At 66.8% G+C, this 12,918-nt stretch carries 9 protein-coding genes and 1 pseudogene; 4 read left to right on the top strand and 6 right to left on the bottom strand.

What is annotated here, in order from left to right:
• Window positions 1–356: 356 nt before the first annotated feature.
• From KIH73_RS11180 to KIH73_RS02500, 3 genes and pseudogenes are all read right to left on the bottom strand, one after another.
• Window positions 357–857, bottom strand: coding sequence for a THUMP-like domain-containing protein (locus KIH73_RS11180; protein ID WP_420830210.1), 501 nt, complete (start codon window positions 855–857; stop codon window positions 357–359).
• Between the two features lie 930 nt (window positions 858–1,787).
• Window positions 1,788–2,054: pseudogene (locus KIH73_RS11175) on the bottom strand (SAM-dependent methyltransferase); the annotation flags it as partial.
• A 1,127-nt stretch (window positions 2,055–3,181) separates the two neighbouring features.
• The gene (locus KIH73_RS02500; RefSeq protein ID WP_219080191.1) at window positions 3,182–3,973 is read right to left on the bottom strand and encodes a rhomboid family intramembrane serine protease; all 792 of its coding nucleotides are present in this window, start codon (window positions 3,971–3,973) and stop codon (window positions 3,182–3,184) included.
• Window positions 3,974–4,171: 198 nt separating this feature from the next.
• On the opposite strand from KIH73_RS02500, the gene KIH73_RS02495 reads away from it, so the two are divergent.
• Window positions 4,172–4,420, top strand: coding sequence for a hypothetical protein (locus tag KIH73_RS02495; protein ID WP_219080189.1), 249 nt, complete (start codon window positions 4,172–4,174; stop codon window positions 4,418–4,420).
• Window positions 4,421–5,228: 808 nt separating this feature from the next.
• Here KIH73_RS02495 and KIH73_RS02490 read toward each other — a convergent pair.
• Window positions 5,229–7,682 (bottom strand): glycogen/starch/alpha-glucan phosphorylase, encoded by a 2,454-nt coding sequence (locus KIH73_RS02490; RefSeq protein WP_219080187.1) that lies wholly within the window; start codon window positions 7,680–7,682, stop codon window positions 5,229–5,231.
• Between the two features lie 283 nt (window positions 7,683–7,965).
• Here KIH73_RS02490 and KIH73_RS02485 point away from each other — a divergent pair, with 283 nt between their 5' ends.
• Complete coding sequence (locus tag KIH73_RS02485) at window positions 7,966–8,391, top strand: sterol carrier family protein (protein WP_219080186.1); 426 nt, start codon at window positions 7,966–7,968, stop codon at window positions 8,389–8,391.
• Between the two features lie 64 nt (window positions 8,392–8,455).
• Here KIH73_RS02485 and KIH73_RS10830 read toward each other — a convergent pair whose 3' ends face one another.
• Both KIH73_RS10830 and KIH73_RS02475 read right to left on the bottom strand, forming a co-directional pair.
• Complete coding sequence (locus tag KIH73_RS10830; protein ID WP_236022527.1) at window positions 8,456–9,631, bottom strand: excalibur calcium-binding domain-containing protein; 1,176 nt, start codon at window positions 9,629–9,631, stop codon at window positions 8,456–8,458.
• Between the two features lie 344 nt (window positions 9,632–9,975).
• Entirely contained in the window at window positions 9,976–10,359 is a 384-nt protein-coding gene (locus KIH73_RS02475) for a DUF3073 domain-containing protein (protein WP_219080184.1), read from the bottom strand.
• A gap of 144 nt (window positions 10,360–10,503) precedes the next feature.
• Between KIH73_RS02475 and trpS the strand changes: the two genes are divergently transcribed.
• A complete protein-coding gene (gene trpS, locus KIH73_RS02470) occupies window positions 10,504–11,604 on the top strand; it encodes a tryptophan--tRNA ligase (RefSeq protein ID WP_219080215.1) in 1,101 nt (366 codons plus the stop codon).
• Window positions 11,605–11,818: 214 nt separating this feature from the next.
• The gene (locus KIH73_RS02465; protein WP_219080182.1) at window positions 11,819–12,910 is read left to right on the top strand and encodes a hypothetical protein; all 1,092 of its coding nucleotides are present in this window, start codon (window positions 11,819–11,821) and stop codon (window positions 12,908–12,910) included.
• Window positions 12,911–12,918 lie beyond the last annotated feature (8 nt).

The raw sequence follows: 12,918 nt of genomic DNA, 5'->3' as shown, positions 1-12,918 counted from the left end.
CAGCCTCAACGCCTCTCGCCGAAACCCGTCATCATAACGCTTCCTCCGATCCTCCCGCATACGCAAGAACCGCACCTCCGATCATCGAATCTGAATTTCTCCAGTCCAACAATCGGGGTGCGGTTCAGTCCGCCGACTGCCGCAGCGGTCCTTATCTTTACAAGTCTTTCGCCGTCCGAGCCGCGTGGATGACCCGATGCGGGGCCGTCCGCGCGGCTTTGGCATGCCTTGAGGACCCTGCGGACGCGCGGACGCGGCGTGGCTGCGGGTGGCGTCGGTGCAGGTCGTCCAGGTGAGACCCCTGCGGACGCGGACGTGCGGACGCGGCGTGGCGGGCGGGCGGCGCCGCCGCTACGCTACGCCGCCTTGGTCGTGACGATGATCGCGCGCCGGCCGTCGCGCAGCGTGGTGGCGAACAGATAGACGTCACCGCCGTCCTTCAGCCTGAGCTTCCGGCGCAGCTGCTCGGCGCCCATCGGGAAGTTCCGCACGGTGATGTTCGCGCGGTCCATGCCGGCGAGCGCGCGTCTGAGCTCCTTGCGGCCCATCGTCGTGACGGTTTCGATGCGGAAGCCGCGCCCGGGGAAGCCGTCCACCGGTTCGGCCGAGACGAAGACGTGGCTGTTGGGGGCCACCTGCGCGACGCCGTAGCGCTCGGCGAGAGCGTCGAAGCAGCCGGCCTTCATGATCGACGCGTTCGGCTCGTACAGATACCGCCATGACGCGGCGTCCGGCGGCGCCGCGGGGGAGTGCGCCGGGACGGCGGGCGCATCCGCCGGGCCGGGCGAACCAGCCGCGCCGGCCGCATCGGCCGTGCCAGTCGTCTCCGACCACTCGGCCGCGCCATCGCCGACCATGCCATCGTGGGTCGCGCCATCGCCGGACGTACCGCCGCGGGCCGCAGCGCCACCGGGCACGACGTCGAACACGTCCTCGCCGTGCGGCGTGATATTGACGCAGGCGAGCCGCCGCAGCCCGTCGTGGCGCTCCGGCGGTTCGAGCACCAGCAGCAGCTCCTTGCACTCGTTGCCGACCGAGACGATGTGCACCTCGCTCACCGCGCCCCCGAAGTCGGCGACGGTCTTGCGCCAGTCCAGCATCGGCGACAGCTTGACGATGACGTGGCCGGCCTTGCGCAGCAGCAGCGGCTTCAGCGCGAGCACGTCGGGCGTGCAGTCGGCGACCGCGTAGGTGCGCGAGCCGTGCTCGTCGCGCCGCGCGGGGTCGACGACGATGACGTCGACCGGCGCCATCCGCGCGAGATGGTCCTCGGCGTCGGCCCGCACGACCTGCGCCTGGTCCAGTCCCAGCACCGCCATGTTGTGCTCGGCGATGGCGCACAGGTGCGGCTGGCGCTCCACGTAGGTCGCCCGGGCGAACCCCTCGGCCATATAGGAGAAGTCGACGCCGAACCCGCCGGTCAGGTCGGCCATGCTGCCACGGCGCTTCTGCGGCGCCTGGCCGACGGCGGGACCGGCGTTCGCGGTCGGGGCGGCGGACGGGCCATCGCATGCCGGCGCGTCACCTGCCGCAGGAACGTCCGCCGGCCCCGCGTCCGGCGCCAGGTCATCGCACGCCGGCCCACCGGCCGTTGGGTTGCCGCGCACCCGCCGTCCGTCACACGGCGACGCGGCATCGGTCTGCGGACCGTCCGCCGGACCACCGCTCATCGAGCCGCTGCCCGTCGGACCAACGCCCGCCGGCATGTCGTCGGTCCGCGAACCGCCCGCCGGCCCACCGACCGCCGCCGGATCGCCCACACCCGGATTGCCCGCCATCCCGCCGCACGCCGTCAGCCGGCGCGCCAGCCGCGCCTTGTACCGCGCCGTCGCCTCGGACGAGCACTGCTCCATGGACAGGTGCGGCGGGTATACGATGCCGTCGCACGCCGCCCACTGCGGCAGCTTGCGGCGCGCGATCTGCCAGCCCGCGATCTGGTCGAGCGCCCACGGCACGTCGATGCCGTCGTCGCGCCTGGCGTGCAGCGCCAGGTCCCGTACGTCCTCGGTGCGGTGCGCGCGCACGAACGCCGCCGTCTGCTGATTGATCTCCACCGTCCCATTCTATGGTTCCATGGTCACGGACCGCGGACGCACACCATCACGCGCGACCGGCCCACGATTCACGCAACGGCTCCGCACGCGCGGCAACGGCCACACGCGCCGCCGCACGGCCGCAGCCATCAATCGACGACGGGAGAGGGACAACGGCATGCGGACATGGCGCCCCGTGCGGCCCGGCCGCCGGTATACGAGCCGCGAGCGTCGCCCGTGGGCGGACGGCGGCCCATCCCGCATCGAAGTCTCCATGCCACCGTTCGGCATCGCCGCGGGTGGGCGACGGTCCCCGATTTGCACAATATTGTGGATAACTTTGCTCCACAACTATCCACAGTGCGCAATCGTTGATATATGTGGATTTGTGCACATCTTTGTGGATAACCCCGTTGTTTGTCCACCAGTTATACCCACATTATCCCCAAGTTATCCACACCCTTTTCCACAAATGTGGAAAACTACATCCATGTCATTCCACATACCCCCGTCCGTCCCGTCCACGTCGCCCACATCCACGCCGGACGCCGCCGAACGCCATCCGCATAATTCGCCGCACGTCACCGCACCGCCACGCCGAACGCCCCGTATCCTCCGTCCGTGGCGCCGTCGGCCCACCGTCACACCGGCCCACAGTCACACCGGCCCACAGTCACACCGGCCCACAGTCACACCAGTCCACAGTCACACCAGTCCACAGTCACACCAGTCCACAGTCACACCAGCCCACCGCCGCACCAGCCCACCGCCGCACCAGCCCACCGCCGCACCAGCCCACAGTCACACCAGCCCACCGTCACACCGGTCCACAGTCACACCAGCCCACCGCCGCACCAGCCCACAGTCGCCCAACGCGGCGCCGTCACCCGACGCCCCGCCGGCACCGCCCGTCGCCCTGCCATCGGTCGCCCCATCGCCAGCCGCATGTCGCGGCAACGGCCACGCACCATCGTCACCGGCGCCGACGCGACGCCGCCACCGGCCGCACGTCGCCGCCAACCGCCACGCACCATCGTCACCGGCGCCGACGCGACGCCGCCACCGGCCGCACGTCGCCGCCAACCGCCACCGAAAAGGCCGCGGCCCCGTACACCGGGACCGCGGCCTTCTCAACGAGAGATCGTCGGCTACATGACCAGCCCGAGCATGCCGAGCGGGTTGTCGAGATTGCACAGCAGCACGCCGATCACCAGCACCGCGAACACGCCGACGCCGTACACCACCGTGCGGTAGGCCAGGCTCTTGCCGCGCAGGGCGTGCGGGCCGGACACCAGCAGCAGCGTCATCGCGCCGCCGACCACGAAACCGCCGACGTGCGCCTGCCAGGCGACGTTCGACACCACGACCGGCAGCAGGAAGTTGATCACCATCCACACCAGCATCGAGGTGATGTCGATGCCCACACGGCGGTACACGACCAGCACCGCGGCGAACAGGCCGAACAGCGCGCCCGAGGCGCCGTACGCCGCCGTGAGCCAGCCGGAGTCGTACGGCGACACCGCGGCCCACACCATCATGCCCAGGTTGCCGCCGAGGCCCGAAAGCACGTACAGCGCCAGGAACGGCCAGTGCCCCATCATGCGTTCGAGCACCGGGCCGATGGACCACAGCGTGAGCATGTTGAACAGGATGTGCAGGATCGAGGACGGCTGGTGCATGAACATCGAGGTGACGAACGTCCACGGCCGGTGCATCGCCAGCAGGGGCCGGAACGCGCCGAAGTCCACCATCGCGTTCAGCGCATAGGGGGACACCGCCCACAGCACGAGCTCGACCAGCCACACCGCCACGCAGACGATCAGGATCGCGGAGACGAACACCGGGCCGTTGTCGCGCCACTGGTACCGAATCGCGCGTTTGGAGAACATGTCGCGCAGGGTCGGGGATTCGGGGAACAAACTGAAACGTCGATAAGCCATGCGTCCACTCTACCGATTGCCGCAAACGAGCCGCCCGGCGCGCGGACGGGCGCGGACGCCGCGGCGAACCGTGGCGGCATGGCGCGGCCGCGGGTTCTCAATGTGCAGAATTCCACCCAATCGTTACAAACATCGAATTAAGATGGTATGCAGAGTTGGCTTGGATGAGCAGGCCACATTACGGGAAAGGAGGCCGTTATGGAACGTAAGTCCAACGGTTGGAAGTTCTTCGCTTTGCTCTTCGGCGCCCTGCTCGCAGCGGTTGTCGGTCTGTACATCTACAAGCAGCAGAACCCGGACTACGACCCGTGGGAGGAGCCGTGGGAGAACAGCTCCTCGCCGGTCGATCTGGGGCTCGCCAAGGAGACCGACGAACCGGAAGCCGTCGAGGCCGTCGCCGATGACGATGCCGAGACCGCCCCGGAGGCGGAGGCCGCTGAGGCCTGATTTCCGATCGTCGATGCCGGGCGGACCGCCCGGCATCATCATGAGCGCCCGTATCCCGCAGGTTCCGCGGAGTGCGGGCGCTCCGCGTATCGGCCCGCGCGGCCGTCCCTGTGCATGCGCGGCATGCGCCGCCACCCCGCACACATCCACCGCATCCCGCCACATACGCCTCTCCTGCCGCACGTCCCACCCCGGCGTCGGTTACGTAGCACCAGCGACAGCAGCTGTGCTACGGAACCGACACTGCCGCCGGCCCAATGTCGGTTCCGTAGCACGGCACACCCGCCCGACGCACCGCAACCGACGCCGAGACGGAACACCCGCCTGCCATTCACCGCACCGCGGCACCGCACACCGTCGCATCACACCCCACCATGTCACACCGCACCGCCACGTCGCACCGCGCCATGTCCGCACACCACGCCATCACCACGCCACACCGCCATCCCATCCTTGCCGCACGCCCCCGGCGTCGGTTCCGTAGCGCCAGCGACGACAACCCTGCCACGGAACCGACACTGCCGCCGGCCCAATGTCGGTTCCGTAGCACGGCACACCCGCCCGACGCACCGCAACCGACGCCGAGACGGAACACCCGCCTGCCATGTCACCGCACCGCGGCACCCGCCGCACCCGCCACCATGCAAAAAGTCCCGCACTCAACGATTGGGTGCGGGACTTTCGCGTGCCAGGCTCCGGGCGGGCGGCGCAGCGGCCGCATCCGCCCGAAGCCGTCGGGCCGGACCGACGCCGCCCCGCCGGCGTCACGATGACGCCGATGCGGCGGCGGGCCGGTGCCGGTCGGGGATCAGTCCATCGGGCCGGTCATCCAGATGCGCTCCAGGTAGTCCTCGATCGAGCGGTCCGAGCTGAAGTAGCCGGAGTTCGCCACGTTGATCAGCGCCTTGCGGTGCCACTCGAGCGGCGTGCGGTACAGCGCCTCGATGTCGGCCTGGATCGCGGTGTAGGAGTGGAAGTCGGCCAGGGTCATGAAGTAGTCCTTGGTCAGCCAGTCCGCGACGAGCGGCGCGAAGGTGTTGCGGTCGCCGTTGGAGAAGGTGCCGTCGGAGATCATGTCGATGGCCTGCTTCAGGCGCGGATCGGCCTCGTAGTAGGCGGCCGGGCCGTAGCCCTTCGCGTAGAGGTCCTCGACCTCGTCGACGGTCATGCCGAAGAGGAAGAAGTTCTCGGCGCCCACACGCTCGCGGATCTCGACGTTCGCGCCGTCGAGGGTGCCGACGGTCAGCGCGCCGTTGAGGGCGAACTTCATGTTGCCGGTGCCGGAGGCCTCCTTGCCGGCCTGCGAGATCTGCTCGTCGAGGTCGGTGGCCGGGATCAGGTGCTGGGCGAGGCGCACGTTGTAGTTCCACGGGAAGTACACGCTCAGCGCGCCCTTGACGTCCGGGTCGTTGTTCACGACGCGGGCCACGTTGTTGATCAGCTGGATCGTCAGCTTGGCCATGTAGTAGCCCGGGGCGGACTTGGCGCCGAAGATCACGGTGCGCGGCAGCACGTCGTCGGCCGACATGTTGCCGTTCTTGATGTCGGCGTAGCGCGCGATCAGGGCCAGGATCTTCAGGCTCTGGCGCTTGTACTCGTGCAGACGCTTGATCATCGAGTTGAACATCGTGTCCGGGTTCATCTCGAAGCCGTACTCGCGCTTCGCGTAGTTCGCGAAGTCGACCTTGTTGGCGCGCTTGACCTCAGCGAACTTCTTGACGAACTCGTCGTCCTGGGCGAGCGGCTCGAGGCCCTTGAGCAGCTCGAGGTCGCTCAGCCACTTGTCGGTGCCCAGGCCCTCGGTGATCAGGTCGGACAGGCGCGGGTTGGCGAGCTTGATGAAGCGGCGCGGGGTCACGCCGTTGGTCACGTTCGTGAACTTCTCGCCGTACAGGTCGGAGAAGTCCTTGAGCGTGATGTCCTTGAGCAGCTGCGAGTGCAGCTCGGCCACGCCGTTGACGTGCGAGCCGCCGGCGACGGCGAGGTAGGCCATGCGCACCTGCGGATCGTCGCCCTGGGTGACGATGCGCATGCGCTCGATCTTCTCCTTGTCGCGGGTCTTGCCGGACAGCTCGGCCAGGAAGTGGTCGTTGATCTGGTAGATGATCTCCATGTGGCGCGGCAGCAGCTCGCCGATCAGGCGGGCCGGCCACACCTCGAGCGCCTCCGGCAGCAGCGTGTGGCAGGTGTAGTTGAAGGTGCGGGTGGTGATGTCCCACGCGGTGTCCCAGTCGTAGCCGTACTCGTCGATCAGCACGCGCATGAGCTCGGGGATGCCGATCACCGGGTGCGTGTCGTTGAGCTGGAACGTGATCTTGTCCGGGAACGTGGTCAGGTCCGGCTTGTCCTGGCCGGGGTAGAACACGCGGATCGCGTCGTGGATCGACGCGGAGACGAAGAAGTACTGCTGCTGCAGGCGCAGGGACTTGCCCTGCGGGGTGGAATCCTCCGGGTAGAGGATCTTGGAGATGTTCTCGGCGTCGACCTGCGGGCGGACGGCGTTGAGGTAATCGGACTTGTTGAAGGTGAGCAGGTCGAACTCGTCGTAGCTCTTGGCGCTCCACAGGCGCAGCGTGTTCACGCGGCCGGAGGCGTAGCCCGGGACCATGTAGTCGACCGGCACGGCGCGGACGGCCCAGGCCGGGTGCCACACGCGCTTGCCGTCCTCGTCGGCGACGTAGCCGCCGAAGTTGACGCGCTGCGAGCGGTTGTAGTCGACGTGGCCCCACGGCTCCTCGTTCGCGAGCCAGTACTCCGGGGTCTCCACCTGGCGGCCCTGGTCGTCGAACTCCTGCTTGAAGATGCCGTACTTGTACTGGATGCCGTAGCCGAACGCGGGCACGCCGAGCGAGGCCAGCGAGTCGATGAAGCAGGCGGCGAGACGGCCGAGGCCGCCGTTGCCGAGGGCCGGCTCGTATTCGGCGTCGACGACGTCCTGGTAGTTGAAGCCGAGCTGTTCGACGGCCTCGTCGAACTGCTGGGTCAGGCCGCTGCTCAACAGGGCGTTGCGCAGCTGCTTGCCCATCAGGAACTCGGCGCTCAGGTATCCAACGGCCTTGGTGTTGCCGTTGACCATGTCCTGCTGCGTCTTCATCCAGGAATCCATGAGATGACGGCGCACTGCCGCGGAAGCGGCGACGTACACGTCCGCAGGAGTGGCCTGCTCGACGGTCACGCCCTGCGTGTACTTGAGCTGCTCGCGAATCTCATCCGCGAACTCCGCAGTCGTGACGGGGGACTTCGGTGCGGTAATTTCGGTCATTATCTGACTCCCTCTGACGGATAGTACTCCGAGAAACATTATGCCGTGGTCGCGGTCGCTCCGCACACATCCTTCATGAACGGCCGGTGACGTCTTGCATACGTTTTCACTCCGAGCCTATCATGACCCCTACTGCGCTTGTCCGCGCAGGCGCTGCAATGCTTACATCCTCCGCCCATGAGCCCGACGGGCGATGCCCCCGTCGGGGCGGCGGGTCCCGGCGGCGCCCGGCCGGGCCGGCCATTCCCCGAGCCGTCGGGGCGACCGGGCACAATACCGACATATGGCTGTGATACGGGAACAGGATCTGGACAAAGGCGCGGCGGCGTTCGCGCAGTGGCGCGACGCGGCGCGGGCGATGCTCGCCGGGGCGGCGGACGCGCCGGCCGCGACCCGGCTGGCGCTCAGGCCGACGCTGCCGCGACCGACGTGGGCGATGGCGGTGCGCTATTCGCTGTTCCTGCTCGAACGGCGCGCGCCCGGCCCCGGCGTGGAGGTGCGCGTGGCGCCGTGGGGCGCCGTCAAGATTCTCGACGGCCCGGCCTCCGATCCGCATAACCTCACGCCGCCGGACGTCATCGAGCTGCGGCCCGAGGTGTGGCTGCGGCTGGCCGTCGGCATCACGGCGTGGGACGAGGAGAAGGCCGCCGGGCGCATCAGCGCGGTGGGCGAGCGCGACGACCTGAGCGGGCTGCTGCCGCTGGTCTAGGAGCGCGGGGTCGTCGCAGCGCCGGACCTTCGGACACAGACAGACGCCTACCAGCCAATTGTTCTCACTCGCATGCGATGCCGTCGCCATCGGCATCCAGCTTCGAGCGGTATCCCGGATCGCCGCGGTACAACGGCGCCGCGCCGGCGGCGCGTGCGGCAGCGCAGTTCTTGTAGTACGCCGAACCGCCAGACGACGAACTTCCAGTCGACGAAGAGCCGTAGTACGACTGTGCCTCGCTTTGCGCCACGGCCTGTTCCCGCGCGGCAAGGCTCTGTTCGCGAGCATCGAGCTCGGACTGCCTCGTGTCGAGATCGCTCTGCCTCTGATCTTGTTCCTGCTGCTTTTGATCCTGCTGCGTCTTCTGGCTCTGCAACTGGTCGGACAGCTCCTGCAGACGCTTGTCCTCGGCTTCATTCGCCTTTCTTTGCGGTTCCACGGCATCAAGACTGGCCTGCAGCGAATCCTTCTCATTGGAAAGTTCCGCAATGGTTTCATCACGGTTGGCTACCGTTTGGTTCAGCTGGTCGATCGTATTACCACGGGCAACGAACCCGTACGTCAAAAGACTGATCACCAGCAACGAAACGATTAGCATAATCGTGATGACACGCAATGGCACATACGCAGCGTATGCATCTTTGACATGACGCATCGCCCGCACCACGGGCATGCCGGAATTAGGCACGATTTCAACCGTTTCCTGCGTTGCCGTCGGTTCCGCAGATGCAGGTGCATCGCCCTGCGGGAATTCTGACCGTTGCGCCGACAGCTCTTCCTGGCGAGAATCAGCGACTGTGTCCGCGGAATTTCTACGAGATCGCGGCTTGAACATGTTGGCGATATTGTGGACGTTCACGTCGACACCGTCCGCTGTCTCGATTTCCGTACGTTCCGGCACCGTGCGAGCGGAAACCGTCTCAAGTTTCTTCTTTCCCCGCGCCTGCTCCTTCAACCCCTTACGCAGCTTTTTTCGGAACTCGTTGTAGGTCTTCACCCCATAACGCTTCGGCGAGACCTTGACGGTGATGTGTTGTTTTTTGCCTTCGTCATCTTGGACAAAATCCACTACGACCGTGGGCACGTCGCAATTGGGCCTCGGGGTCAATACAAGCGTATTTCCTTTCCAGACCGGGTAATACTCGCGCACGTCGGAATACAGAACGCGCGTGCAATTGCGCGCCTCGTCGATGGTGCATTTCTCGACAAAACTGACCGAATACCATTCATCGGTACCCATGGCCCTCCCCTCGCTCACTGCGCGGCAGTCCTCTCAACTCTCAATCAAATTATCGCGCATGACGGTTATGCGCATGTCGCAGCACCCAGCGATGCCGCACTTCGCCGTCTCAACGTAAGCGCCGTAAAGAAACACACTGCCAATCTGCGTGGTTTCTTTACGGACACGTTCGACGCCGCGGCTCCACATCGATGACACCGTCGCGGTAAGGCAACGACAATTCAGCCACACACAACGGTGAAAATCAACGCCGTCACAATGCCGTATCACACAATGAACGCAACGATACGGCATCAATGCGGAAAACACATATACCGTCAAAACGCCCGCACGGGCCGGTCGGCCTACTTGACGGCCGGACGCGGCTTGAACGCGCTGGGCTTGGGCATCGGAATCGGCTTGCGCGGCTTCGGGGCGGCCTTGACGGCCGGCATCTCGCCGCTGGTCGCCTTCGCGGCGGCCTCGGCGGCCCACTTGGCGTACTCGTCCAGATCGTCGTCCACGCCGTCCGCCGCGGCGATGTCGGCGTACTCGCCCTCGTCGCCGTCGTCGGTATCCGCGTCATGGATGTACTGCGCCTCGTCGTGGGAGAACGGATCGACGGAGCCGGTGCCGGGCTCCTGCGCGCTCAGCTCCTTGGCAAGCTCGTCGTAGTCAGTATCGGTGGTCAGATACTTGAGCTTCCGGGCTATCTTCTGCTGCTTGGCTTTCTGTCGTCCGCGGCCCATCTGACCCCCTGAATACTGCTGTGCTTTCAATTCATCACATAAGAGCGTACCACTAGTTTTCCGGTTTCGTTGTCGGCTCAGACTTTTACGATGAAAACGACCATCCGACGGCCCGGCAACGGTCCGAACACCAAAGGGGCAATGATGACGAACGAGACGCAGGAACCAGCGATCACCGCGGCTGGCAACGAGGTTAGCGCCAGCTTCCTGGCGGCGAAGAAGCGCTCCGACGAGACGATGGCGGCGCTGGAGGCGAATCCCGGCAAGTTCACGATGCTCACCGGCGACCGTCCCACCGGCCGGCTGCACCTCGGCCACTACTTCGGCTCGATCCGCGAACGCGTCGCCATGCAGGAGCGCGGCGTGAACACGAACATCATCATCGCCGACTACCAGGTCATCACCGACCGCGACACCACCGAGCACATCGAGGACAACGTGCTCAACCTCGTGCTCGACTACCTGGCCGCGGGCATCGACCCGAACAGGACCATGATCTTCACGCACTCCGCCGTGCCGGCCGAGAACCAGCTGATGCTGCCGTTCCTGTCGCTGGTCACCGAGGCCGAGCTGCACCGCAACCCGACCGTCAAGTCGGAGATGGAGGCCTCCGGCCACGCGCTGACCGGCCTGCTGCTCACCTACCCGGTGCACCAGGCCTGCGACATCCTGTTCTGCAAGGCGAACGTCGTGCCGATCGGCAAGGACAACCTGCCGCACGTCGAGATCACCCGCACGATCGCGCGCCGGTTCAACGAGCGCTACGCGAAGAGGCGCCCGGTGTTCCCCGAGCCGGCCGCCATCCTGTCCGAAGCGCCGGAGATCCCGGGCCTCGACGGCCGCAAGATGAGCAAGTCGTACGGCAACTCGATCATGCTCGGCGCCACCGCCGAGGAGACCGCCAAGCTCATCAAGAAGAGCCCGACCGACTCCGAGCGCCGCATCACCTTCGATCCGATCGCCCGCCCGCAGGTCTCCGCGCTGCTGACCACCGCCGGGCTCGTCACCGGCCGCGACCCGAAGGACATCGCCGAGGAGATCGGCGACTCGGGTGCCGGCGCGCTCAAGAAGTACGTGACCGAGTCGGTGAACGAGTTCCTGGCCCCGCACCGCGAGCGCCGCGCCGAACTCGCCAAGGACATGGACGCGATCCGCGATATCCTGCACGACGGCAACAAGCGCGCCAACGCCATCGCCGAGGAGACGCTCGACGAGGTGCGCGCCGCGATGGGCATGACGTACTGAGCGGCTTGGCGAAGCCCCCGAACCGGCGCATGCCGGCGGCGTGTTGATGACGGTCCGGCGGCGCACCGACGGCATACCGACAAACCGTATCGCGAGGGCGGCCACCTTCTTGGGAGGGTGGCCGCCCTCGGCGTTTTCGGAGCCGTTTATCCACTTATCCACAACTTTGCCTCGGGTAATGGAGAAACGCGGACCTTATTTCTATGGTCGCGGTATGGCTACACCATCATTCACCCTGCAATCGCTGACCGAAATCAAACGCGGCCGCATGCGCCTGTGCGACGGCATCGAATCGCACACCCGGCAGCGGCACCCGTACGCCCTGGCCGCGGCGCTGGAGCTGCAGTCCATCGAGAAACCCCGGCTGCCGCGCGACGACCGGTTCACCGGACTCACCCACGTGGCCGTGCACCGGACGAGGGACCGCTCGCGGATCCGCGGCGTGCGCTTCGCCGTCTGGCCGGCGCCCTGGCGGACCGTGACCGTCGACCGCCGGTTCGAGTGCATCGACCCGATCTGCACATGGGCAATGTACGCCACGCGACTGCCGCTCGAGGAGCTCATCGTGCTCGGCGACGCCATGATGCGTCGCGACAGGCGCCTGAAGCGGGTCCGCCGCGACGAGTTCGCCGCGTTCCTGGACGAGATGCGGGAATGGCTGGACGGCGACGAGGCGCGGAAGCGGAACTTCCGAGGCATCGGCAACTGCCGGCGCGCGCTGCGGATCATGCGGGAGAACACCGACTCATCGCAGGAGACGCGCACGCGCATCGCGTTGATGCGCTACGGGCTGGACTGCCCCGCGGTCAACCACATGGTGAAGGACGCGCGCGGATCGAAGGTGCTGCTGGACATGGCGTACCCAGAGCTTCGGCTCGCCATCGAATACGACGGGGCGCACCACGCCTCGCAGTGGCTCGGCGATGCGGCGCGGCGAGCCGCGTTGGAGGAGGCCGGATGGGCGTACGTGCAGGTCACCGAGCTCGACCTCGTCGACGAGCGGGCCGAGGAGCGGCTGGCCCGGCGCGTGGCGGACAAGATGGCGCAGATCGTCGGGGTGCCCATGCCGCTCACCGAACGGCGCACGATCCGGCAGGTCTGCGATGGGCGCACGACACGACGCCGACCGTTGTGGGAACGCGCGGCGCTCGGCGGCGATGGCGAGGGACTGTTGGTTCCGGCGGACGGCGGCGCGAATCAGGCGGTTCCGGCGGACGGCACCGGATCGAACCGGTTAGGGCTGATCGACGGCGATGCGTCGCTGCCTGAACCGGAGGAATCCGACCCGCTGGCGGGCATCGCGTGACACCATCT

The sequence above is a fragment of the Bifidobacterium phasiani genome (genome assembly GCF_019331775.1).
Classification (GTDB): Bacteria; Actinomycetota; Actinomycetes; order Actinomycetales; family Bifidobacteriaceae; genus Bifidobacterium; species Bifidobacterium phasiani.
Note: the sequence above shows the minus strand (reverse complement) of the source record. Positions and strands in the feature narration are given on the sequence as shown.